Origin of the sequence: Xylanivirga thermophila (assembly GCF_004138105.1) — a bacterium.
In the GTDB taxonomy this organism is placed as follows: Bacteria; Bacillota; Clostridia; order Caldicoprobacterales; family Xylanivirgaceae; genus Xylanivirga; species Xylanivirga thermophila.
In genome coordinates this window covers 68,573-94,922 of record NZ_RXHQ01000009.1, presented here as the reverse complement: position 1 = coordinate 94,922, position 26,350 = coordinate 68,573, and the positions used below count along the sequence as shown (strand labels likewise).

General features: G+C 36.0%; 18 protein-coding genes, 1 tRNA gene and 4 pseudogenes. 7 read left to right on the top strand and 16 right to left on the bottom strand.

Annotated features, from left to right (window positions below; all coding sequences use genetic code 11):
• Nucleotides 1-228 precede the first annotated feature (228 nt).
• On the top strand, nt 229-807 hold the full coding sequence (locus EJN67_RS06640) for a hypothetical protein (RefSeq protein WP_129723562.1): 579 nt from the start codon (nt 229-231) through the stop codon (nt 805-807).
• Between the two features lie 59 nt (nt 808-866).
• Here the strand turns inward: EJN67_RS06640 and EJN67_RS06635 are convergent.
• A tRNA-Val gene (locus tag EJN67_RS06635) sits at nt 867-942 on the bottom strand.
• Nucleotides 943-1,108: 166 nt separating this feature from the next.
• On the opposite strand from EJN67_RS06635, the gene EJN67_RS06630 reads away from it, so the two are divergent.
• Both EJN67_RS06630 and EJN67_RS06625 read left to right on the top strand, forming a co-directional pair.
• Nucleotides 1,109-1,789, top strand: a complete 681-nt coding sequence (locus tag EJN67_RS06630; RefSeq protein ID WP_129723561.1) for a DUF421 domain-containing protein — start codon at nt 1,109-1,111, stop codon at nt 1,787-1,789.
• A gap of 5 nt (nt 1,790-1,794) precedes the next feature.
• On the top strand, nt 1,795-2,172 hold the full coding sequence (locus EJN67_RS06625) for a DUF4363 family protein (protein ID WP_243641246.1): 378 nt from the start codon (nt 1,795-1,797) through the stop codon (nt 2,170-2,172).
• A 4-nt stretch (nt 2,173-2,176) separates the two neighbouring features.
• On the opposite strand, the gene uvrA is transcribed toward EJN67_RS06625, so the two are convergent.
• From uvrA to EJN67_RS14595, 11 genes and pseudogenes are all read right to left on the bottom strand, one after another.
• Nucleotides 2,177-5,017: an excinuclease ABC subunit UvrA gene (gene uvrA, locus EJN67_RS06620; protein ID WP_129723559.1), complete on the bottom strand. Its 2,841-nt coding sequence runs from the start codon at nt 5,015-5,017 to the stop codon at nt 2,177-2,179.
• A 6-nt stretch (nt 5,018-5,023) separates the two neighbouring features.
• Nucleotides 5,024-6,994 carry an excinuclease ABC subunit UvrB gene (gene uvrB, locus EJN67_RS06615; RefSeq protein ID WP_129723558.1) on the bottom strand — a complete coding sequence of 657 codons (1,971 nt, stop codon included), beginning with the start codon at nt 6,992-6,994 and terminating at the stop codon, nt 5,024-5,026.
• A gap of 63 nt (nt 6,995-7,057) precedes the next feature.
• Nucleotides 7,058-8,296 (bottom strand): PDZ domain-containing protein, encoded by a 1,239-nt coding sequence (locus EJN67_RS06610; RefSeq protein ID WP_129723557.1) that lies wholly within the window; start codon nt 8,294-8,296, stop codon nt 7,058-7,060.
• A gap of 17 nt (nt 8,297-8,313) precedes the next feature.
• Nucleotides 8,314-9,549 carry a S41 family peptidase gene (locus EJN67_RS06605; protein ID WP_129723556.1) on the bottom strand — a complete coding sequence of 412 codons (1,236 nt, stop codon included), beginning with the start codon at nt 9,547-9,549 and terminating at the stop codon, nt 8,314-8,316.
• Nucleotides 9,550-9,700: 151 nt separating this feature from the next.
• Nucleotides 9,701-10,942, bottom strand: coding sequence for a murein hydrolase activator EnvC family protein (locus tag EJN67_RS06600; protein WP_207207981.1), 1,242 nt, complete (start codon nt 10,940-10,942; stop codon nt 9,701-9,703).
• A 16-nt stretch (nt 10,943-10,958) separates the two neighbouring features.
• Entirely contained in the window at nt 10,959-11,867 is a 909-nt protein-coding gene (gene ftsX, locus EJN67_RS06595; RefSeq protein WP_165000780.1) for a permease-like cell division protein FtsX, read from the bottom strand.
• Nucleotides 11,857-12,543, bottom strand: a complete 687-nt coding sequence (ftsE, locus tag EJN67_RS06590) for a cell division ATP-binding protein FtsE (RefSeq protein ID WP_129723554.1) — start codon at nt 12,541-12,543, stop codon at nt 11,857-11,859. The genes ftsX and ftsE overlap by 11 nt, the downstream gene beginning before the upstream one ends.
• Nucleotides 12,540-13,625 carry a PucR family transcriptional regulator gene (locus EJN67_RS06585; protein ID WP_129723553.1) on the bottom strand — a complete coding sequence of 362 codons (1,086 nt, stop codon included), beginning with the start codon at nt 13,623-13,625 and terminating at the stop codon, nt 12,540-12,542. The genes ftsE and EJN67_RS06585 overlap by 4 nt, the downstream gene beginning before the upstream one ends.
• Nucleotides 13,626-13,821: 196 nt before the next feature.
• Entirely contained in the window at nt 13,822-14,937 is a 1,116-nt protein-coding gene (locus EJN67_RS06580; RefSeq protein WP_129723552.1) for an ABC transporter ATP-binding protein, read from the bottom strand.
• A gap of 277 nt (nt 14,938-15,214) precedes the next feature.
• Nucleotides 15,215-15,570: pseudogene (locus EJN67_RS14600) on the bottom strand (IS66 family transposase); the annotation flags it as partial.
• A gap of 51 nt (nt 15,571-15,621) precedes the next feature.
• A pseudogene (locus EJN67_RS14595) lies at nt 15,622-15,816 on the bottom strand (IS66 family transposase); the annotation flags it as partial.
• 661 nt (nt 15,817-16,477) lie between these two features.
• On the opposite strand from EJN67_RS14595, the gene EJN67_RS06565 reads away from it, so the two are divergent.
• On the top strand, nt 16,478-17,176 hold the full coding sequence (locus EJN67_RS06565) for a hypothetical protein (protein WP_129723549.1): 699 nt from the start codon (nt 16,478-16,480) through the stop codon (nt 17,174-17,176).
• Between the two features lie 597 nt (nt 17,177-17,773).
• Here the strand turns inward: EJN67_RS06565 and EJN67_RS14525 are convergent.
• The 4 genes and pseudogenes from EJN67_RS14525 to EJN67_RS06545 form a co-directional block, all read right to left on the bottom strand.
• Nucleotides 17,774-17,926, bottom strand: coding sequence for a polysaccharide deacetylase family protein (locus tag EJN67_RS14525; protein ID WP_394347509.1), 153 nt, complete (start codon nt 17,924-17,926; stop codon nt 17,774-17,776).
• A 101-nt stretch (nt 17,927-18,027) separates the two neighbouring features.
• Nucleotides 18,028-19,582: pseudogene (gene tnpC, locus EJN67_RS06555) on the bottom strand (IS66 family transposase).
• 97 nt (nt 19,583-19,679) lie between these two features.
• Complete coding sequence (tnpA, locus tag EJN67_RS06550; protein WP_129723548.1) at nt 19,680-19,880, bottom strand: IS66 family insertion sequence element accessory protein TnpA; 201 nt, start codon at nt 19,878-19,880, stop codon at nt 19,680-19,682.
• A 47-nt stretch (nt 19,881-19,927) separates the two neighbouring features.
• Nucleotides 19,928-20,191: pseudogene (locus EJN67_RS06545) on the bottom strand (hypothetical protein); the annotation flags it as partial.
• Between the two features lie 159 nt (nt 20,192-20,350).
• On the opposite strand from EJN67_RS06545, the gene EJN67_RS06540 reads away from it, so the two are divergent.
• The 3 genes from EJN67_RS06540 to carB are packed head-to-tail and all read left to right on the top strand — an operon-like array spanning nt 20,351 to nt 26,344.
• Nucleotides 20,351-21,919, top strand: a complete 1,569-nt coding sequence (locus tag EJN67_RS06540) for a putative polysaccharide biosynthesis protein (protein ID WP_129723546.1) — start codon at nt 20,351-20,353, stop codon at nt 21,917-21,919.
• 55 nt (nt 21,920-21,974) lie between these two features.
• Complete coding sequence (locus EJN67_RS06535; protein ID WP_129723545.1) at nt 21,975-23,168, top strand: aspartate aminotransferase family protein; 1,194 nt, start codon at nt 21,975-21,977, stop codon at nt 23,166-23,168.
• A gap of 17 nt (nt 23,169-23,185) precedes the next feature.
• Entirely contained in the window at nt 23,186-26,344 is a 3,159-nt protein-coding gene (carB, locus tag EJN67_RS06530) for a carbamoyl-phosphate synthase large subunit (protein WP_129723544.1), read from the top strand.
• The last annotated feature ends 6 nt before the right edge of the window (nt 26,345-26,350 follow it).

Below are 26,350 nucleotides of genomic sequence, written 5' to 3'. Positions count from 1 at the left end.
CACTCCTTAATGTTTTTCGGTGTTGATTACATTATATAGGATTGACTATGCATATGGAAGACCCCTTAGTGGGGTCTTCCTCTTTTTGGAATTTAATGCCCGATGCCCATGAAAATTATACACTAACTTGTTTGATTTTGAGCTTGACCTTTCGTAAAAACTATTTTAGAATTTAATTTAGAGGATACGTTATTAATTAACATTCTAAAAATAGAAAGGAGTGAGACTATGGAAAAAGAAATACTAGAACAGATACTTAGTGAAATTAAAAACATGAGAAATGATATCAAAACTTTATCTGGCAATCAAAATAGTATGGGAAATGATATCAAGGCTTTATCTAACAATCAAAATAATATGAGAAATGATATTAAGACTTTATCTGACAATCAAGATAGTATGAGAAATGATATCAAGGCTTTATCTGACAATCAAGATAGTATGAGAAATGATATCAAGGCTTTATCTGACAATCAAGATAGTATGAGAAATGATATCAAGGCTTTATCTGACAATCAAGATAGTATGAGAAATGATATTAAGGCTTTATCTGGCAATCAAGATAGTATGAGAAATGATCTCTCTAATATAAAAGATGATATTACAGACATAAAAACTACCGTTCATAATATTCAAAACAAGCTTGATGACCTTGAAGTAAAGAATGCTGAAAGACATATCGACATGATGAATATCATAAACCTGACAAAAGATAACATTTCAGATGTAAAACAAGATTTATCTAAAATTGAAGTCGTAACCGCAAGTAACTGGCATGATATTGCAAAATTGAAATCGGTCAAATAAATAGAAATGCGGTTTACAAAAACATTTGCAAACCGCATTTTATAAACATTTTACTAGTATGGTGGGACTTACTGGACTCGAACCAGCGACCCCTACAATGTGAATGTAGTGCTCTCCCATCTGAGCTAAAATCCCAAATTTCACCTTTTATTAACATATCAATGTTTAGGACTATTCTACATCTATTTATTTTTAATGTCAAGCACCTTTTGCTTATAATTTTTTAGGTATATTCTATACAATTGTTTTGTATAAAATATATTCCTTTCTGGCAATATAACTATAGAAAGGAGTATATTTTATGCTAAACATTTTTGTACGCTCATTGATCCTATACATAGTAGTTGTATTTGTAATGCGAATAATGGGTAAAAGACAAATTGGTCAGCTCCAGCCCTTTGAATTGGTCATTACCATACTCATTGCAGAGCTTGCTGCCATACCCATGCAAGACGTAGGAGTCCCTTTTATCCATGGTTTAGTACCAATATTAGCTTTGGCACTTGCACAAGTTACACTGTCATACTTCAGCCTTAAAAGCGAAAAGTTCAGGGCATTCATATGTGGTTCTCCAAACATAGTCATTGAAAACGGAAAAATTAAAGAAAAGGAATTGGAGAAACTTCGTTATAATTTAAATGACCTATTGGAGCAGCTCCGTTCTAAGGATATGGCAAATGTCTCTGATGTAGAATTTGCCATTCTAGAAACTGGAGGACAATTAAATGTCATACCAAAATCACAGAAACGTCCTGTAACGCCGGAAGATCTAAATATATCTACCAAATATGAAGCTATTCCATTAACTATAATAATGGATGGCCATATACAACATAAAAACCTTAAAACAGCTAATCTGGACATACCTTGGTTATATGATCAATTAAAGTCTCAAAATATAAAACCAGAAGATGTCTTTTTTGCCTACCTAGACAGCACGGGCGTTTTCCATATGCAGCCCAAGGAAGGAGTGGTAAATTGAAGGTTATGACACCTGTTATATTAGCCCTAATACTATTCATAATATTTGCCTGGTGGGCACAATGGACACTAAAAAACAATGCTGAATCTATGGCTAAAGATATAGATAAACTTGAAGCTGCTATCAAAGATGACAACTGGGATATGGCCTCCAACATATTGGAAGATATGCACAAAGAATGGAAAAATGTAAAGAACAAATGGCAAATGCTAATAAACCATCAAGAAATAGATAATATAGAGTCTACATTGGCAAAGGTAGAATCATATGTTAAAGCAAAAGAAAATGGCAAAGAGGATGCACTCGCTGAAATAGCCACATTGAAGCTATTTCTGCTGCACATCCCCGATAAAGAAGCATTAAGAATTACCAATATATTATGAAGCCTTAATAACCCCTTTCCAATATCTTTTTTAAAAACTGACCGGTGTAACTATTATCTACCATCGCAATATCCTCGGGAGTACCAGTAGCTACTACTGTACCTCCCCTATCCCCTCCCTCAGGACCTAGATCAATTATATAATCTGCAGTTTTTATGACATCAAGATTATGTTCTATTATTATAACTGTATTACCACCTTCGGTAAGGCGTTTTAATATATCTATAAGTTTGCTCACATCTGCAGTATGAAGCCCAGTTGTAGGTTCATCTAATATATAAAGTGTCTTACCGGTACTCCTTCTACTCAGCTCAGTAGCTAGCTTTACCCTTTGTGCCTCACCACCTGACAAAGTAGTAGAAGGCTGACCCAATTTTATATATCCAAGACCCACATCATACAATGTCTGCAGTTTTCTTTTTAGCTTAGGTATATTTTTAAAAAACTCTAAAGCCTCTTCCACAGTCATATCCAACACATCGGATATATTTTTATCTTTGTACTTGACCTCCAAAGTTTCCCTATTATATCGTTTTCCCTTACATACCTCACAAGGCACATATACATCTGGTAGAAAATGCATTTCAATTTTTATTATACCATCGCCTCTACAAGCTTCACATCTCCCGCCTTTTACATTAAAACTAAATCTGCCACTTTTGTAGCCCCGCATTTTAGCCTCATTGGTCATGGAAAATAACTCCCGTATGCCATCAAATGCACCAGTATAGGTAGCGGGATTAGATCTTGGGGTTCTGCCTATGGGAGACTGATCTATATTTACTACCTTATCAAGATATTCTATGCCCTTTATCTTTCTATGCTGTCCAGGTTTTATACTTGCCCGGTTTAAATCCCTAGCTAACGCTTTATAAAGTATTTCATTTATAAGAGTACTCTTTCCAGAGCCAGAAACACCAGTTATGGCGGTCATAACACCTAGCGGTATCTTTACATTTATATTTTTCAAGTTATTCTCTTTAGCACCCACTACTTCAAGCCACTTTTCATCTGGTTTTTTACGCTTTTTTGGAATATCTATTCGCAATCTGCCACTTAGATATTGACCAGTTATTGAATGTTCATCATCCATTACCTCTTTTGGGGTTCCGGCAGCCACTATTTTCCCACCATGGGCACCAGCCCCTGGCCCCACATCAATTAGATAATCTGCTGACAGCATGGTATCCTCATCGTGCTCTACCACTATTAAAGTATTGCCGAGATTTCTAAGATTTTTAAGCGTTTTTATTAGACGGGCATTATCCCGTTGATGGAGACCTATGCTAGGTTCATCTAAAATATATAATACACCCATAAGTCCCGAGCCAATCTGGGTTGCAAGCCTTATTCGCTGTGCCTCACCACCTGAAAGGGTACCTGCTGCCCTTGAAAGGGTAAGATAATCAAGACCTACATCTACTAAAAAACCCAATCTTGCCCTTAACTCCTTAAGTATTTGATGGGCTATCATCTCTTCTTTCGTATTTAGATTCAATTCTCTAAAGAAATTCAATGCTTCGCCTATATTCATATCCGTTATATCCTGTATGCTTTTGCCGCCTATAGTTACTGCCAATGCTTCAGGTCTTAATCTAGCGCCACCACATTTGGGACATGATTTGTTGCTCATAAGACCCTCTATTTCTTCACGACTAGACTCAGACTGGGTCTTTGCATACCGCCTTTGAAGATTTGGTATTATACCCTCAAAAGTAGATATAAAAGTTCCTGAACGAAATCTGCTTTCATATTCCACTTTTATAGGAGCATCATCCCCTGTCCCATAAAGAATTATATCCACCACCTTAGGATCCAAATCCTCAATCGGAGTATTCAATCCAAATCCATAACGTTTAGATAGGGCAGCTAAATATGCACTAGCTATTGTATCCCCATTTATAGTATTCCACCCTGGAGCGCTTATAGCACCTTCTGATAATGTAAGTGATCTATTTGGAATGATAAGATCAGGGTCTATCTCCATCAGCACACCTAATCCATTACAATTATCACAGGCACCAAATGGACTATTAAATGAAAACATTCTCGGGCTAAGTTCCTCCATACTTATCCCACAATCGGGGCAGGCATAGTTTGAACTAAATATTATATCCCTATCTTCATCCAATATATTTATCGTTACCAATCCGTCGGTTAATTCCAATACCGTTTCTATTGAATCTGCCAGCCTTTTTCCCATATCTGGCTTTACTATAAGCCTATCCACCACTATATCGATATTGTGTTTTTTGTTTTTCTCAATTGTTATATCTTCACCCATATCATACATATTCCCATCTATCCTGACCCTTACAAACCCCTGTTTCTTTATATCACCCAACAGCTTTATATGTTCACCTTTCCGACCCCGGACTATAGGAGCCAACACCTGTATCTTGGTACGCTCAGGAAATTCCATCACATTATCAACCATCTGGTCAACCGTTTGCTGCTGTATCTCCCGCCCACATTTAGGACAATGAGGTATGCCTATGCGAGCAAATAACAGCCTTAAATAATCGTATATCTCGGTTACCGTACCTACGGTAGAACGTGGATTACGGCTGGTAGTCTTTTGGTCTATTGATATGGCGGGAGATAACCCTTCTATATAATCCACATCTGGTTTTTCCATAAGCCCCAAAAACTGCCTCGCATATGATGACAAAGATTCTACATATCTCCTTTGTCCTTCTGCATATAAGGTATCGAATGCGAGTGATGACTTTCCGGAACCACTTAATCCAGTTACCACCACTAACTTGTCCCTAGGGATCTTTACATCTATATTCTTTAAATTGTGCTCCCTTGCACCCTTTATATAAATTTCATCGCTACTCATATCTTACTATATATTCAGCTCCTCCCTAAGTCTATATATCTCATCTCTAAGCTTTGCAGCTTTCTCAAACTCCAACCCTTTAGCAGCCTTTTGCATCTCCTTTTCCAAATTACTTATAATTTTTTCCCTATCTTTTATAGATATAGCTTTATCAGACACATAGCCTGTCCCGGCTTCCGCAACTTTTGTAACTTCTATGATATCATGAATATCCTTTGTTATAGTCTTTGGCGTTATACCATGGGCTTTATTGTAAGCTATCTGCATATCACGCCTCCTGTTTGTCTCATCTATTGCACGTTTCATAGAATCGGTTATATTATCTGCATACATTATAACCTGTCCGTTTACATTGCGGGCTGCTCGCCCTATAGTTTGAATAAGTGATGTCTCGGAACGCAAAAATCCTTCCTTATCGGCATCCAATATGGCTACTAGAGACACCTCTGGCAAATCCAATCCTTCACGCAATAAATTTATGCCTACCAATACATCAAATTTGCCCATACGTAAATCCCTTATAATCTCCATACGCTCCATAGTAACAACATCTGAATGGAGATAGCGAACCTTTATGTTCATCTCTTTCAAATAATCAGTAAGGCTCTCTGCCATCTTCTTAGTCAAAGTAGTTATTAATACCCGCTCATTTCTCTCGGTCCTCTTAATTATCTGGGCTATGAGATCATCTATCTGACCCTCTATCGGTTTTACAATAACCTCCGGATCTATAAGACCAGTTGGTCGTATTACCTGCTCTACTACCCTTGATGATCTCTCAAGCTCATATTTTGCAGGAGTAGCACTTATACAGATAACTTGATTTAATTTCTTTTCAAATTCTTCAAAGGTAAGAGGTCTATTATCATATGCAGCTGGCAGTCTAAAACCATAATCCACAAGACTATCCTTACGCGATCTATCACCGGCGTACATGGCCCGCACTTGCGGAAATGTTACATGAGATTCATCCACCATCAGCAAAAAATCCTTTGGAAAATAATCTAAAAGTGTATATGGCGGCTCACCGGGCTGTCTACCATCTAAATATCTTGAATAATTTTCAATGCCTGTGCAATACCCTATCTCCCTCATCATCTCAATATCATAATTAGTACGCTGTATGAGCCTTTGAGCCTCAAGAAGCTTGTCCTGTGATCTTAAATATTTAATCCTTTTATCTAGATCACGCTCTATCATACCTATAGCCCTCTCCAATTTTTCCTTAGAAGAAGCAAAGTGAGATGCAGGAAATATTGCTATATGACTCCTGGTTCCGAGTATTTCACCGGTTACCACATCTATTTCAGAAATCCTGTCTATTTCATCACCAAAAAATTCTATACGGATAGCTTTTTCAGAAGATGAGGCTGGAAATACCTCTAATACATCGCCACGGACTCTAAATGTACCTCTTACAAAATTTATATCATTTCGCTCATATTGTATATCTACCAGCTTCTTTAATATTTCATCTCTGTCCCGCTCCATACCCGGCCTTAGGGATAATGTAAGTGATCCATATTCATGGGGATTACCAAGACCATAGATACAGGAAACGCTCGATACTATAATTACATCTTCCCGCTCAAAAAGAGCAGAAGTGGCAGAATGTCTAAGCTTATCTATCTCATCATTTATGGAAGCATCCTTTTCTATATAGGTATCAGTCACAGGTACATAGGCTTCTGGCTGATAATAATCATAATAACTCACAAAATACTCTACTGCATTTTCCGGGAAAAACTCCTTAAACTCATTACATAACTGCGCCGCCAATGTTTTATTATGTGCCAATACCAATGTAGGTTTCTGTATTTTTTCTATTACGTTTGCCATTGTAAATGTTTTCCCCGAGCCGGTAACACCTAAAAGTGTCTGAAACTGTTCACCTTTTTTTATACCTTCTACTAGTTCTTCTATAGCCCTAGGCTGATCACCCTGAGGTTTAAATTTTGAGTGTATCTTAAATTTCATATTTTCCCCTCCAGCACCATCAATATATTTTAAGCAGAGCATATGCTCTGCTTAAAATATATATTATGCCATCTTATTTTTCTTAAATTTCACTGAAATTTTTTCCCATGCCCTGAATATTAATCCCTTTCGCTCCTCCATCAAAAAATATCTACTGGTATTTCTAGGTACAAACATAACACCTAAATCCTGTATACCTTCTACATAATCCATAGTTTCCAAAACCAAAGTCTTATCTTTACGTTTTATCTCTATCCATATAAAATATGGTCTGTAGCTTAATATTTCATCTATACCGCCCATACTGTTTACCTGACTATTGTTTATGCTAAGCACTATATCTCCTTGCATCATACCCATCTTCTGTCCATGTGAATCGGGAAACACATCCAACACCCTGACGCCTCTCCATGGTGCAGTAAAAACAGGCTGACCTTTCTTTTGGCTCTTTTTACTGAAAATTATTATTGCCTCATGGAGAATGGGCATACATATGGCCGCTATATATTTAACCCAAAAAATCCTCGATGAAACAACAGCCAATATTAATATAAACAAACTATAGGCACAAAGCCAAAATCCGGACTCTTTAGTTCTCCCTTTCGGCGTATCAGTAATCGCAATATCTGCATAACCTAATAATGCTACAATAGGTAGCGCTACCAGCGGATTCTCTGGAACATACTGCGGACTGAAAACAGGCCACCAATTTGGCATTTCAAGTCCTATACTACCTGCAATTTTTGTAGATGACTCAGGAAGAACTAATACTACTAACGGTATAGGCCACATCTTCCTCATTATAAAAGCGCCCATAGGATCAAATGTTCTATGCTCCATATATACAGGTATGCTATACTTGTATCCATCCATATATATGAGCATGCTTTCCATAAGATGCAAGATGCCTACAAGAGCTATCACCGATGATACATCCATCTTAGGCCAACCAAACATCAGACTGCTTAATGATGCTATCCCCCCTGCATATGAAAAACACATATATCTCTCATCAAATAACATAAGTAAGAGTGCTAATGGCCATATGACCAATATAGCCTTATAATCTATTGTAATACCCAATATAGCAATAATAAAGCTTGCCAACAAACCGGCTATCATGCCATATAGAACCACATCCAAAAATTGATCAATTGGACGATTGCGTATAAATCCAACCCATGACTCCTCTATACCCACACTATACTTTACATTCCAGTAAACCATCATAAGCAAAAACATGAAGAAAAAACTGGTAAAGGACCGCATGAATACTGAGAGTATCAGCTTTATAAAAGACAATATTTAGCCCTCCCATACTATTTGGAGTTTTTCTTGTGTTTTACTTCCTCAATAGCCCTTAAAAGCGGTGCATCTAGTTCCAAAGGCAGATCATTATTTGGGTTTTTAATTAGATAATTCTTTGCTTCATCTGTCATATCCACTTCTATATCAGGTTTTAATCCCTTTTTGTTTATATCTCTACCCTTAGGAGTATAATATTTAGATGTAGTATATTTAAGTGCAGAACCATCCTTAAATGGCCTTACATCCTGTACTACGCCCTTGCCAAAGGTGGTTTTGCCTATTATAGTCGCTACACCATAATCCTGTATAGCTCCAGTAAGCACTTCAGATGCACTAGCACTGTTCTCATCAACTAAGACCGCCATAGGAAGCTTTAATTGTTTTGCATCTGATTTATAATCTTCTCTATTTCCACTTCTATCCATCCTATAGACTACAAGTCCTTCCGGTAAAAGTATATCCGCTATGTCAACACATGTAGATAATAGTCCTCCTGGATTGCCTCTTAAATCCAATATAAAGGCCTTCATACCTTGCTTTTTCATATCATTTAAAGCATTTTCAAAATTCTTTGCCGAGTTTTCATCAAAGGAATAAAGCCATATATAGCCTATATCATCCTCGAGCATTCTATATTCAAGGTCAGGTATCTCTACTATGGCCCGTTCCAGTTCAAATTCCTTTAATTCACCATTTCTATTTATAGTAACCTTAACCTTTGATCCAGGTTCTCCCCGCATCATAGCTACTGCATTATCCAGCATACTTCCATCCACTTCTTCTCCTGATACCTTTACAATTTTATCTTCAGCAACAATACCTGCCTTTGCAGCTGGACTTCCCTTAAATGTTCTAACTACCGTTATGGTATTATCCTTTTGCTCTACAGTAACTACCATACCTACGCCAGCGTAACTGCCCTGTGTTCTTTCAGTAAATTGCCTAAATTCTTCCTGAGTAAAATAATATGAATATGGATCCTCCAATGAGGCTACTAAACCTTTTATAGCCCCATCCAGCATTTTATCATTATCAGGCTCTTCTATATATTCGCCTTCCAGTATACTGCGAACAGCATCCAACTTCCCGTAGTCTTGCATACGGGCAAAATTTTTCCTTGGTACAACAGCTGTACCATTTTTAAAGCTTGCATATCTGTCTATCTGTATCGCAAAAAAAGATGAAACAATAGCTGTAACTACTATCAATATGGCCGCACCTATAGCTGCCTTCTTTTTGCTTATCATATAATTAATCCTCCTCTATAGACCTTAGGTATCTATAAACTATTATTTTATTATACCATCTTATATTACCCTTTTCAAAATTCTTTTTGTTACTTATTGTCAAAAAGAATACGACCAGGCTGCTACCTAGTCGTATTCTTTTTATAAGACCTTATTTAAGATATGTCATTGGATTAACTGGTGAACCATTTTTTCTCACTTCAAAGTGTAGATGCGGCCCTGTAGACACACCAGTACTTCCCACCTTCATGATGGCCTGCCCACGTTTAACGCTTTGCCCATTCTCAACCAGAATAGATGAACCATGCCCATAAAGGGTACTTATGCTACCACCATGGGAAATTATAACGCACTTACCATATCCACCTCTATTGCCTGCATGAATAACCACACCATCTTCCGCAGCTATTATTGTACTGCCATAGGAAGCTCCTATATCTATCCCACTATGAAACTTTTTATAGCCCAAGATAGGATGATAGCGATATCCATAGCCGGAAGTTATTCGATGTGTGCTAGGGGTTGGCCATGCTAGAACACCTCCAGAATATACAGGATAGGAACTGCGCTCATTCTTTGGCTTTTTATTCTTACGAGTCAATTCCTGCTGTTTACGTTTCCTAGCTGCCTCCTCTTCCTTACGTTTTTTCTCCAATTCCTTCTCTATCTTTTGTATCTCCGCCTCTATACCCTTTGATGTTTCTTCAAGATCTGAAAGTTCTTTTTCACATCGTTCCTGCTCTTTTTTAAGCTCTTCTAGCAATACCGCCTTTTCCTGTTTTTTAGATTCAATCTCACGCTTTTGCCTTGATACCAATGTTTTAGTCTTTGTAACCTCTTCTTCCTGCTCCTTGAGAATAGCATGCTTTTGGGCTATCTCACCCTTATAATTTTCAAGTCTATCCAGTGTTTTAGCATCAAAGGATACCAGTTCCTGTACCATAACTATCCTGTTTAATAGATCATGCATACTCTTAGCTTCCAACAATACCTCCAAATAGGATGAAGTACCATTCATATACATGGCTCTCAAACGCTCAGCTGTATCATTTTCATACTCATTTGCCTTTTCCTTTGCTTCTTCCAGTTCTTTTTGTGTATGTATAAGTTTCTCCTGAGTATCGCTTAAATGGGCTTCTACTTTCTCAAGTTCCTTTTCCTTGTTTGCCAGATCTTTTTGTATAGTATCCAGCTGATTTACAACTTGATTTTGCTCATCTTTTACACTTTCCAACTTATCTTTTGTTTCAGTTATATTGTTTTTTATATTTCCCTTTTGTTTAGCAAGATCCTTTTTCTTTTCATCAAGCCCTGACGCAAACGCAGCATTAGCAAAACAGGTGACAAGTGCTAATGTCAAAATAATCGAGATTACTTTTATTGATTTTTTCAAAACAGCACCTCCAATTCTATACCCTTAAATATCTACGCATTGAAACTATACTGGATAATATACCTACAGCAGCTCCTACTAATACAAAGACAGCAAACACCTGGCTTATAATTCCATTTAAGGGAAGTAAGCGAAAAATATCTAAAAAATTAGGCTGTCCTTCCATGACTGTCAATTTATTGAGCAGGATATTATATAATAACGCAATTAGCAAAGTACCCATTATTCCCCCGGTAACACCTATTGTAAAACCTTCAATTACAAATGGCCATCTGATGTACCAGTCTGTGGCACCTATATATTTCATTATATTTATTTCTCTACGTCTAGCATATACAGTAAGCTTTATCGTATTGGTAATTATTATCACAGATATTAATATAAGTACTAATACAATAATAGAGCCCACAAGCCTTGTAGCACCTGATAGCTTTTCTATTGCATCTACTGCTGCCTTACTATACCTTACCTTTACACTTTTTTCTAAGCCCTCAGCCTTTTTTACTACCTCTTCAGCATATTCAGGCTTTGCAATCCTTATATTTAAAGAAGGCGGGAGCGGATTATTATCCCCACTATAGCCCTCAAGCAAGTATTTTTTGTCTTCCCATTCCTCTTTCCACTTTTTCAAAGCCTGTTCTTTAGATATAAATTCTACATCAGTTACACCCTGCCAGGCTTTTATGTCATCCTTCAATGTTATAACATCACCATATGTAACATCATCTTGTAAAAATACAGATACCTCTACCTTTGATTCCAATCCATCTACCATATAGTTTAAATTCAATACGGCAACCATGACCATACCCAAAACCGATAGGGCAGCAATAATAGCTACAATGGATGCAGCGGACATAGTGCCATTTGCATAGGCATTTTTTATGCCCTGTTTTACAAAATTCTTCAATGTATCAATCTTCATCGAAATAGCCACCCCTCTCCTCATCCCTTGCTATAAGACCTTTCTGAACAGTTATTACCCGCTTCTTCATGGTATTTACTATTTCTTTTGCATGGGTTGCCATAATAACCGTAGTCCCCCTACGGTTTATACTATCTATAATGTCCATTATCTCATTAGCAGTAGCAGGATCAAGGTTTCCTGATGGCTCATCGGCAATAAGCATGGAGGGATTATTAACTATTGCCCTGGCTAGCGATACCCTTTGTTGTTCTCCACCTGATAGTTGATGTGGATAATATTTTGCCTTTGAAGATAGTCCCATCATACTAAGCACCATAGGCACTCGTCTGCGTATCTCTTTGGAACTAGCCTCAACAATTTGCATGGCAAATGCCACATTATCATATACAGTTCTATCTGGAAGCAATCTGAAATCCTGAAAAACCACACCAAAACTACGCCTATAATAGGGTATATCCCGTCTCTTAATAGATGATAGGTTGTTCCCCTTTACTATTATATCTCCAGATGTAGGCTCAACTTCCTTCATAAGCAGTTTTATGAGGGTAGATTTACCCGCACCGCTAGCCCCTACTATAAATACAAATTCTCCATCCTCAATGGTAAAGCTTACATCAGATAATGCACGCATTCCGTTATCATATACCTTGGTTACCCTTCTAAATTCTATCAATTGCAACACCCCTGTATGTATCTCTCTAGCATCATCATAATCTTAAACGTTACAGCATCATGAAAATTGCGTAAATCCAGACCCACTACCTTTTGGATCTTATCCAGTCGATAGACCAATGTATTTCTGTGTATATATAATTGTCTGGATGTTTCACTCAAATTCAAACTGTTTTCAAAAAATTTTTCTATTGTAAGTATCATTTCATCATTTAATATCTTTTTAAATTCATCAGTAGCTACATCTTCATAAAATTCTTTGCATGTTTCCATGGGAACCGTATATAAAAATCTCTCTAGAATAAGTGCATCATATAAATATATCTTTTCATTTGCATCATATATACTACCTACCTGAATAGCCTGCGACGCTTCCAAATACGATTCTCTAATATAAAGAATATTATTTTTACATGTCCCTACCCCTATACATGGTTTTATAGAAGTTTCGTTTAATATTGTATCCTCTATGGCAGCCGCCAATTGCAATAGGTCATCTCCATCTATTTCTTCTGATATATTTTTTACAAGCATAACTGCAGAATTATCTATAATAGATAAAATATCTCCTTGGATCTTTGGAAATGCCTTCAATAAAATATTATACATATCTTCTGCCTGCATTGCATTAGCCTTTATTACAAACACACATATAGGCGTTACTATATCTATATTATATTCCTTACACATGGACCTAAATTCCATTTCTGTGAGCTGTCCTAAAGCTTCCCGTCTCACCATCTCTGGCTTGTCCATTTTTTGGTATAGTGATTTCAAATTGGTCTCAAACAACGATGCTATTAAATAGCAGTAATTGTTTATATCCTCCCCTTCCCCTTCAAGCACAAGATAATAGATTAAACTTCGATCCACCAAAAATTTTGTATATGTATATCCCCCATGGGATATAGTCACTCCATTTCCCTTATGAACTATCTCTTTTACAAACGGACGCACTTTTCCAATATGGTCGGTCATACTACTAGCAACTATCACAGCACCATGGTCCACCACATCTATATCAATATCTATGTTCTTAACAACTATATCAATTACTTTTTGGATTTTTTTCTCTGCTAACATAAAATCACCCACCAACTAGATTATACACAATTTTGCAAAATAAAAAAAGCCCTTATTTAAAATCAATTTAATTTACCAGTATAACCTTTTTTTGAAATATGCTTTTAGTGGTTTTGCTGACCATTTAAATAAAAGCAGAAACATTATCTATTGGATAATATTTCTGCTTTTATATTAAGATTACTTTTTATATACTTTATCTAGTAAGCAAGGTTTCCTCGGTATCCTTATCGAAGAAATGCAATCTGTTAGGATCAAGGGCAATACGTATAGTATCACCGGCTCTTGCTGTAGATCTTGGATCAACCCTTGCTGTAACATTTTGACCTGCAATTGTTAGATATAGATAAGTTTCAGAACCCATTAACTCAACTACATCTACATATGCCTTTACAGTGCTGTCTGTAGCATTTTGTAGGAAAATCTCCTCATCATGCATATCCTCAGGACGAATACCCATTATTATATCCTTACCAATATAGGAAGGATCCTTTAATCTCTTTATCTTGCCCTCTGGTACTTTTATCTTGTTATTATCAAATACAGCATAAACGCCGTCATTTTCCTTGACCAATTTGGCATTTATAAAGTTCATCTGAGGACTGCCAATAAATCCTGCAACAAATAGATTTACAGGAAAATCGTATAGATTTTGAGGTGTATCTACCTGTTGTACAAATCCATCCTTCATAACTACGATTCTAGTACCCATGGTCATAGCTTCTGTCTGGTCGTGGGTAACATAGATAAATGTAGTCTGTAGTCTATTATGAAGTTTTGTAATCTCCGTTCTCATCTGTACCCTGAGTTTTGCATCCAAGTTAGATAGAGGTTCGTCCATTAAGAATACCTTAGGCTCACGAACTATAGCACGGCCTAATGCAACCCTCTGTCTCTGACCACCTGATAAAGCCTTTGGTTTTCTATTGAGCAAATGCTCAATGTCCAAAATTCTTGCTGCTTCCTTTACACGACGATCTATCTCAGCCTTTGGAGTTTTTCTCAATTTTAAGCCAAAAGCCATATTGTCATATACCGTCATATGTGGATACAATGCATAGTTCTGGAAAACCATTGCTATATCCCTATCCTTAGGAGCAACATCATTCATTAATTTGTCACCAATATAAAGTTCCCCTTCGGTGATCTCTTCAAGACCTGCTACCATTCTTAAAGTAGTGGATTTACCGCATCCAGAAGGACCAACTAATACGATAAATTCCTTATCTGCAATATCAAGATTAAAGTCACTAACAGCAGTAACACCGCCTGGGTAAACCTTGTAAATGTGCTTTAAAGTTACACTTGCCATTAAAACCCCTCCATAATAATTTATTTGCATCCTTTGGATGCAAAACTATATATCGTTATCATATTTATATTATAACTGTCAATTGCTCATATGGCTATAGCTATTATTAACAAAAAAACGTAATAATTTTTTGAGTGGATTGCATAAAGTATATAATGTATTTGAAAACATGTTATATACTTTCAATTTTGGCATTAGCTAGCAATAGTCCTTGGCTTATAGCATTAACTTTAAGTAAGCGTCAAATAGAACACACCTATACTTCCTTTGCAACTTGTTATATATTCTTATTGGGCGCTTTGCAGTGGTCAGGCAAACTTTCCGACCAAGGCAATAAGTTATCTAAAGCCCCTTGATCTTTGACATCTATATTAGACAGTTGCTCAAAGAGATATTTAAGATACTCAAAAGGATTTAATCTGTTCTCTTTGGCAGTCTCCACAATACTGTATATGGTGGCGCTGGCCTTAGCCCCCTTGGAGGTATTAGCAAATAGCCAATTTTTTCCGATTACAAATGGCTTTATAGGCCTTTCACTTCGGTTCCTATCAATCTCTAACCTACCCCATCCAACAAAAATGCCTCCAGTTTGTCCCATTGATTTATGCAGTACTGTATGGCTTCGCTATTGGTCATGGTTTGGCGGGATATTTCGGCGCCTTGCCTTTTAAAATCCTGTTCCTGCCGATACAAGGGGAATCCCTTTACGAACTTATCCGTCATTACATATGCAATAGAAGAAGGCGAAGCCAAGCTTCCCGGTATGGGGGACTTTTGCATCGATGCAGTCTTAATGGTTGTTGTTATTTCATTCTTTTCACAATTACGGCAGGCATAAACAAATTGCACATGTTCTTCAACACTTATCTTTACAGGCACTATTTTAAGTTCCTTTCAGATTTCTTCACTCATGACATGGAGCTCGCCACCACAATGGCAGAACAACATACCACTTAAGCTTCAATTCCAGTTCGGACTTTTCTTGCTCTAAGAGGGCATTTCTTCTGCTTAGGCTTTCATTTTCTTCCCAAAGCTGTTCAATTGTATTCGGGGTTTTAATTATATTTTCCATGGATCGATTATACCATATATGGAGGCATTATCTCATAATTCTATAGGAAGTTGAACGTGGGTACAATTTGACGCTTACCTTTGATTTTGTTTAGTAGGATTTTGTTCTCAACCTAATTATACTAAACATTCAGGGGTTTTCCATATTTCGTGTGCATTTCATATGTTTTTTCGTGTTTTAAGCATATTTTATCCTCATAAAAGTGAATTTATATCATAGTCACAAATTTTTGCGGAAACTTAAGTGCAAAAATTACTTGCAGACACTCGATGAGTATGATACCATATAAATATAACTTTACCATTTATTTCTCAATATTTTAATTTATTAACACATCAATGATTTTACAGTCTAGAGTTATATGAGGTAGAGGGCTATAAACATACTTTTATGTGGTTATGCTTAAATATGGACTTAGTTAGTGGACTTGTTGATATGTAAAAATTCAAATAGGGAAAGTTGGATAAAATGTTTAATGATTTTAAGAGAGTAATTTGTTTAGGTGTCATAATAACTCTGTTATTTGGTATGGGTAATATTGCATTAGCAAATGCAATAAATGAAGGTAAGGACATAAAAGTTGATCAACAAAGGAATATTATTATCACTGATCCAGCAGAAATAGCGGAAATAGTAAAACGAGACAATATGTCAATACCAAAAGATGAGATCGTTAGGATAGAGTATGAGTACCTACCAATTAAGAAGATAGACTTAAACCCTGATAACATGAATATTGGAATAAATGAGAATTTTCCAGAAGCACTGCCTAAGTATAAGATTACAAACGTCAGGAGTTATTCAGGGGAATATTATAATGCTAGTACTGATAGAATATTCTCTATTCACGTCGATGGGCCTGATAATTTTAAATATGGGGATTCAGAAAAATACAAATGCTACCATACTGCAGGAATTACTTTTAATAGTAAGGTCTCAGCTGCTCTTGGATGGCAGATAGGTCAAGAAGTCACAAGATACTGGGAGAGTAATACTCCGGTTAAAGCAGACGAACGGTTACATCTAGAAGTATTCAAGATGTATTATAAAAAGCAATTTGATATACTGACGGAATTTCGCCCAGGTATTTGGGTGGACTTTGCACCAAATGAGTGGGCATATAAACCCTCATCATTATGGGTCAAAAAAACCTTTACAAAAAAATAGCAAATACATTCTTTTATAACTAATCTTATGAAAGGTTGTTGTTTTATATGAAGAACCGATCAATATCTTGGTTTTTTTTAAGTGTTCTTTTGTATCTGGGACATGCATTATGTGTAGCAATTGTAATTGTAAATAGGAGACCCAATATGGATATTTTTATATCTAATTCATTTGGCAATCCGATAGTTAATGTTTTTCTGATAATATTTATAGTAATTGGCACAGTGGAATATATTGCTGATAAAATCAATAAAAATAGGTAGAAAGAAAAATACATCTTTGAGTTATAAAAGTGCTACATATCCCGAACACGTTATCAGCAACAAATTTGCGTTCAACTTTATTTTCTACCATAACTAAATATTTTGCAAAATTTATGATTTTTCTTTTGCTTTGATAGACATCAATGGTAGAATGGCACATAGAAAAGCCTCCTTTGATTTTGTTTAGTAGGATTTTTTGTTGCAATTAGTTATACTAAACATTCAGGGGCTTTTCTACGTTTTTAGTGTTATTTATAGGTTTTCTAGTCTTTTTTGATATATTTTATCTACATAAAATCGATTTTATATAACGGTCATAATTTTTCGCGGAAACTCAAGTGAGAAAAGCTATAGTTGCAATTTGATGATCAGATGATATTATCTTTTCACATATGCTAGGATATTTTTCTATGTTCTTTCCTATAAAAAAGAAGGTAGCAGGCACATTATAGTTATCCAATATATCTACTATTTGGGGTGTGGTCACATGGGCGGATAATTGATTTTTGATGAATATGTATCCTGCGCTACCGTGATACACCTTTGCAATGTAAGCGTCAAATAGGCCATACCTTTAATCGATGCAGTCTATATGTTATCCTGTTCCTTGTTAGGAACTTTACAGTTTTCTGGTATTGAATCTGACCAAGGTAGTAATTTATCTAGTTCATCTATGTTTTCTAGATCTATATTAGGTAGTTTTTCAAATAGATATGTTAAATAATAGAATGGATTTAGGTTATTAGCTTTGGCTGTCCCTATTACACTATAAAATATAGCAGAAGCTTGTGCACCTTTTGGGGACTTTGAAAATAAAAAATTCTTTCTTCCTATTATAAATGGCTTTATGGCTCTTTCAGTTCTATTGTTGCTTATTTCGAGTCTTCCATCTTGCATAAATTCAGTAAGTTTGTCCCATTGATTTAGACAATAACTAATGGCTTTTCCAAGACTAGTTTTGGGTAAAACTTGTTTTTCTTTTGTATTTAGCCATGACAAAAAGTCCTGAAGTACTGGTTTAGTCTTTTCTAATCTCGTTTTATAGACTTCTCCGGATGTTAGGTTTTTTTCTATATCCTCGTCCAAGTTTAAATAAATTATCGCAAAACCTAAGCCCTTCTTCAGCATTTGATTTGTCTTCGATGTGGTGGCATCCTTTGGTAATGCCTTTAAGGTATCTGTAAATCCTTTTCTTGCATGTACAAAACAACCTACTAAGGTGACATCCTCTACTGCGTTATAGGCCTGATATCCATCTGTCTGTAAAAATCCATTAAATCCTTTTAAGAATTCTTTTGGATGTTTCTTTGCTCTTGATGACTGATATTCATACGAGAAAATTGGGTTAGAATACATACCTGTTGCATAAAGCCACATATATGATTTACTTGTAGGCTTTTTACCAACCTCATCCAGTACTTGCATGGTGGTTTCATCTGCATGAATTATCCAGTTTGCAAGGTTTTGGCGCGATAGGTCTATTCCAAAGTTTTTGAATTGTTGCTCCTGCCTATAAAGTGGTACCGCTTCTGAATATTTACGATCCATTGTATATGCCATTAAAGAAGGGGACACAAAACTACAAGGGAGTACTGGGTTTGGCATTTTAGCTGTAATTATTGGTGTAGATATATTTTCTTTTTCACAATTTCTACAGGTATAAGTATATCGTACATGTTCTACTACTTTAACTTCTGCAGGAATAAATTTTAATTCTCTGCGGATTTCCTTGCTCATTTCATGTAGATGGGAATTGCAAACAGGGCAGGTTTGTTCTTCTTCAGTTAAACGGTACTCAATTACTTCTACTGGAAGATCTTCGAAGGATTTTTTGTTTAAACCTTTTGATTTTCTACGCTTATATGTAATTTCTTCAATTGTAAGCTCTTCCTTTTCTGTACATGATTCTTTTTCTGCCTCATTGAAGATTGATAATTGATCTAGATTAGTTTTCTCGCTTGAAGAACCAAATCTTTTTTTGTTGATTTAGCCTAAATTGCTCCTCATACCAATTTAGTTTAGCAGTTAATTCTTCGATTTGATGTGCTTGGAGCTTACATAAATCTTCAAGAAAAATATTTGAATTTTCATCTATATTTAATTGTTTTTCTATTGTTTTATCTAAAGAATCCTTACTACTGATTCGAAGATATCTTTATCAAAATCAAAGCCTATTTCATTTATTGCTTTACCTATATAACTATTAATGGCTTAGTAGATGTTTCCAGGGTTGTTGGCCCTTAGGCAACAATAGGTACCCATTTTATTTCGCTAGATGTTCCATTAGATTCTAGCTTGTTTTCCTTATTGAATTTATTTATGTAGTATCTAAGTTTGTGTACAGATAAGTTATTTACTTCAGACCACTTCACAGCTGTCAGACCACTAGATCTGTAGTCATTTATTCTTTCAGTCCAGAGTTTCCTTTCATCTTCTTTCATTGGAGATAACCTCCTTTGTTGGTTCTGAAGACATTATCTCATAGATATTAATTGATTAAAATATGGGCTGGATTTGCACCTACTAATGATGCAGCACCATCGACTTCAAATTTAACCTTGCTATTTGCATAAGGCACAACAGTGCCATTTTTATCCACTACTTTAGCATATACAAATACACAATCTGAACCATCTGCTCCCGCCATCCAAAAACTAGTTTTACTTAAGCTCGCCTCCCACATGATAACACATGCATGGTTTTTATGCTGTCTTATCATATCCCGTATATTTTGAATAACCCTGTCCTGAAATTTACCTTCATTACACCATTGCCAACCTTATAAAAACAGAACCTTATTTCTAAAAATATAATATACTCGATTTATTATATTATATAGCTATTTTTACTTCTATTGTTTGTTAAATTTAAATACAATTTAACATAAATTAATTATTAATGGGTGATTTAATTGAAAAATAGGTATAATAAAACATCTCTTATATATGGAACTATAATGTTAACGTTGACAAATGTATTTGTAAGAGCACTAGGATTTGCATATAGAATATTTCTCAGTCGTAAACTAGGCTCTTATAGTATGGGGGTATTTCAACTTATTTTCCCCATATATTTTACCGCCATAAGCATAATATCCTCAGGACTTCCCATTGCTGTCTCTCGACTGGTGGCAGAGCAAAAGGCAATAGGCGGTAGGTATTCCATAAAAAAGTTTATGCAAAAAGCCTTTATACTGACAGCTTTTATATCAATAATTCTATTTCTATTACTAATTTCAAGTATCAATCTAATAAGCAGTAAGATACTTAACGATTCCAGAACTAGAATACCCCTTTTTATACTGTCCCCCGACATAGTAATAATCGCCATGAAATCTGTATTCAAAGGATATTTTTATGGTTTAAATGATATAACTCCTCCCGCCATGTCTGAAATAATAGAACAGCTCATTCGAATGGGTATATCCATAGGACTATTATATCTTCTATGGCCTCTATCCAACGAACAAATTATATATATATCTACATTTAGTATGGTAATGGGCGAACTCCTAAGCCTACTCTATTTGCATTACAAGTATGGAAATCAAGAAACTAGAAGCAAAGTTGAACATTCCAATAATAAAAGCCCATATACGGCAAAAGATATAATAAATATTGCCCTGCCCATAACTGCAATAAGGCTTTTATCAAGTATTATGTCGTCTATAAACTCCATATTAATTCCAAATCGCCTTATAGTATCCGGAATAACAAATAGAGATGCTGTATCCTTGTATGGCATAATATCAGGCATGGTACTGCCTCTATTGTTCCTGCCATTTCCTATGATAAGCGCCCTATCTACCCTTATAATACCCAATCTATCAGAGGATATGGCAAATAGAAACTTTAAAAATCTACAGATAAAAATAAACAAAACTCTCGCTATAACATCCATAACTGCATTTATGGCCACTGGTATACTAGTAGCCCTCGGGGAACCCATAGGTATTTTGTTATATGAACAGTCTAAAGTAGGAGAAATTTTAATTCCCCTGTCATGTTTTCTTATCTTCCCATGTCTCCAGCAAAGTCTAAGCAGTACTTTGCACGGCATAGGTAAACAAAATATTGCATCAATAAATGCCATAATCGGCAACAGTATAGAACTACTATGTATTTATTTTTTAATTGCCAATCCAGAATTTCGTATAAAAGGATTTATAATAGCCTTTGTCATAAGTAGTGCCATAACCGCTATTTTAAACTTGATACAAGTAATAAGAATAAGCAAACTGCATATAAATTTCCTAGATATTTTTATAAAACCGGCTTTTTCAGCATGTATAATGCTTTCCATAACCCGTTTTCTATTCAATTCGCTGTCTTCCACCTTATGTCTTCCTATGACTAATATAATCATATCGGGATTGACAGGATGCATAATATTCTTAATCAGCCTATGGGCTACCGGGGCTATACCCAGTTTTGCTATTAAAAACTTTTTTAGGGAAAATTTCAAAAAAGGTATTGCATAATTATTCATGTTTGTGTATAATTATCTGTAACATAATTGAAAAGAGGCTGAAATATATGGATACACAATATATTATGGGGTTGGATGGAAAATACTACATCAATACATTTGGAAAACGCCTACCCATAGTCGTAACCCATGGTGAAGGATGCATTCTATATGATATAAACGGAAACCCATATATAGATTTTCTGGCAGGTATAGCTGTAAACAGCCTTGGATATAACCATCCAGCCATAATAAAAGCGGTAACAGGCCAGGCTAAAAAAATAATACATACCTCGAATATAGTATACAATATTCCACAGGCTGAACTGGCAAAACTATTGGTGGAAAACAGCTGTGGAGATAGGGTATTCTTTGCAAACAGTGGTGCAGAAGCAAATGAAGCTGCCATAAAACTAGCTAGAAAATACTTTAGCGATCAAAACATGAATAAATATGAAATAATCACTGCATCAAATTCGTTTCATGGTAGAACACTTGCCACTATAGCAGCTACCGGCCAATCAAAATATCAAGATCCCTTCAAGCCCCTTCCCACAGGGTTTAAACACGTACCCTATAACGATCTTGAAGCCGTTAAAATGGCCATAACAGACAAGACATGTGCTGTAATGATCGAGCCTATTCAAGGGGAAGGTGGGATAATAGAAGGTACTTTCGAATACATAAGAGGCCTTGAAAACTTATGCAAAAAACATAATATACTTCTCATCTTCGATGAAGTGCAGACAGGTATTGGCCGAACAGGCAAATTATTTGCATATGAACATTTCGATGTAAAACCCCATATATTTACCTTGGCCAAGGGATTAGGTGGTGGAATACCTATAGGAGCAGTGGTCGTTCAAGATAAAATAGCAAAATCGTTCACACCAGGAGATCATGGCACTACGTTTGGTGGAAATCCACTATGCTGTGCAGCTTCTTATGCAGTTTTAAATACAATACTACAGGATGGTTTTCTAAACGATGTATCAAAGAAAGGTATATATTTCAAGAATGAACTTATTAAGCTAAAAAAGGAGCATAAGGCAATAAAGGATGTGCGGGGTAAAGGACTCATGTTAGGACTAGAACTTAACAATGATATCTCCGGTAGACAAATGGTAGAGGATGTACTTAAATATGGTATTTTAATAAACTGTACAGGACATAACACCCTAAGATTTGTTCCTCCCCTAATAATAGACTATAAGGAAATAGATGTATTAGTGCAAGTACTCGATAAAGTGTTGCCATATTAAAGAAAGGAAGCTTTAGCATGCCAATAAATCCTAAAATAAAAAAAGTAATGGTGATAGGTTCTGGTCCAATAATAATAGGGCAAGCAGCAGAATTTGATTATGCAGGCACACAGGCTTGTAAGGCGCTTAGAGAAGAAGGCTTAAGCGTAGTACTTATAAACAGTAACCCAGCAACAATAATGACCGATATGGATATGGCCGATACTGTCTATATAGAACCAATTACCCTTAACTCTATATCTAAAATATTATATAAGGAACATCCGGATGGCATACTTGCAACATTTGGGGGGCAAACGGGGCTTAATATGGCGGTAGAGCTCTCCCAATCTGGGATATTGGATGAACTTGATATAGAGCTTTTAGGCACTTCCCTTTGGAGTATAAAAAAGGCAGAGGACAGAAAATTTTTTAAGGATGCCATGCAATCCATAAGTGAAACAGTACCTATGAGCACAATAGTAAACACAGTTGATGAAGGTATACAATTTGCAAAAAAATTGGGTTTGCCATTGATCGTAAGACCTGCGTATACATTAGGTGGTACTGGAGGGGGCATGGTACATACAATGAATGATCTAATAGATACCCTTTCCAAAGGTCTAAAATCAAGTATAATACATCAGGTACTCCTGGAAGAAAGTATAGCTGGATGGAAGGAAATAGAGTTTGAGGTTATAAGGGACAATGTGGGTAAATGCTTGGTGGTATGTGATATGGAAAACATCGATCCAGTAGGCATACATACAGGAGACAGCATAGTAGTAGCACCAAGCCAGACCCTAACATCAAAGCAATATTATATGCTCAAAAAAGCATCCATTAACATAGCAACCTCACTCGATATTAAAGGGGCATGTAACGTACAATTTGCCCTGAATCCAGACACATCAAAGTATGCTGTAATAGAAGTAAATCCAAGGGTTAGTCGCTCAAGTGCACTGGCGTCAAAGGCAACTGGATATCCAATCGCTCGGGTAGCCTCTAAGATAGCAATAGGTCTGAATTTAGATGAAATATGTTATCCTTTACCCCAAATCGACTATATAATTACAAAAGTGCCGAGATGGCCATTTGATAAATTCATAAAGGCTAATAAAGCCCTAGGTACCCAGATGAAATCGACTGGAGAAGTCATGGCTATAGGGGGAAGCATGGAAGAATCCCTATTGAAGGCAATAGACTCTCTAGATACCAAATTGAATTATCATATTGGCATGAAAGAAGTAAAGTCGTGGGATGATACAAAGATAATTGATTCTCTAAAAACACCAAATGATGAAAGAATATTTGCCATATCGGGAGCACTTAAAAGGGGTGTTTCTATAGAATATATACACTCTCTTACCAAGATTGATACTTTCTTTATACAAGCATTAAAAAATATAGTGGATCTAACCATCAACTTAAGTAAATATACTATAGACACTATACCTGATTATATGCTTAAAAAAGGCAAGACCTACGGACTGGCAGACAGTTATATAGCACATATATTAGGTACAAATGAAAAAGATGTATACCATTTTAGGGAATATTACGATATTTTTCCATCATACAAAGCTATAAATGGTACACCATGCTATTACTCTACCTATAATAATACCAATAATTCATATACAACTACGAAAGGCGTGGATAAAATACTGGTAATAGGTTCTGGTCCAATACGCATAGGACAAGGGATAGAATTTGACTATTGCAGCGTCCATTGCGTAAAAGCATTAAAAAGACAGGGTATCAAGGCAATAATGGTAAACAATAATCCAGAAACGGTGAGCACTGATTTTGATACATCGGATACTCTTTTTTTTGAACCCCTTACCCCAGAATGTATAATAGATATCATCAATAAGGAACAATTAAAAGGTGTAATCGTGCAATTTGGGGGGCAAACTTCCATAAATCTTGCAAGGTATTTAAGCAATGCAGGTATAGATATATTAGGTACTAATGTGGATAATATGGATAAATCCGAAAACCGAGATAGATTTTTAAACCTTATGAAAGATTTAAATATACCAACCCCTGCAGGAGGCACAGCCTATCTACCTGAACACGCCATAGAAATCGCAGAAGAAATTGGATACCCTGTTATTATAAGACCATCCTATGTACTAGGCGGGAGAGCCATGGAGATCGTATATGATAAAAAAGAACTTTCATCATATTTAAAGGAAGCCGTTAGTTTGTCAAATGATCATCCAATATTGATAGATAAGTATATACTAGGCATGGAAGCTGAAATAGATGGGATATGTGATGGAACAAACGTATTAATAGCAGGCATAATAGAGCATATAGAAAGATCCGGCATACATTCTGGAGACAGCTTTGGCATATACCCTCCACAGCATATGTCAGAAAAAGCACAGAATCAAATAATAGAATATACCATTGCTATCGGGCGGGAGCTCAATATAAAAGGTCTATTTAATATACAATTCGTTATAGATAAAAACGATAATGTAATGGTAATAGAGGTAAACCCTAGAGCTAGTCGTACAGTGCCCATCTTAAGTAAATCTACAGGGCTCCCTATAGTGTCCATAGCTACAGATATAATACTTGGGAAAACTCTCAAAGAACTTGGATATGAAACAGGGTTGACCCCATATCCAAAGCTTGTCACAGTTAAAGCACCAGTCTTCTCCTTTTCAAAGCTATCTTCTGTAGACACTTATTTGGGACCTGAGATGAAATCCACTGGAGAAGTTATGGGATGCGATAAAACCTATGGCAAAGCACTATATAAAGCTATATTAGCTTCCGGCATGGATATGCCAAAGAAAGGTACAGTGCTTCTATCCATAGCAGACAAAGATAAGATAGATGTACTTCAAACAGCTACCATGCTTAAAAGCATGGGATTTAATATAGTCTCTACACCTAAAACATATGATTTCTTGCTAAATAGTGATATAAATACTAGCTTAATTACAAAGGCAAATGTGCCAGCAGCTATACAAAACGGAGAGATCCATATGGTGATAAACACACCTACCCGAGGAAAAAATCCGCAAAAGTTTGGATTTACCATAAGGCGGGAGGCGATAGAATATAATATTCCTTCTATCACATGCCTTGATACTGCAAATGCCCTGTTAAAAGCCCTTATTGAAAAAGATACAAGTGACTATAATGTTATACCCCTGAATCAATATAACAAGGAGTGAAAAATA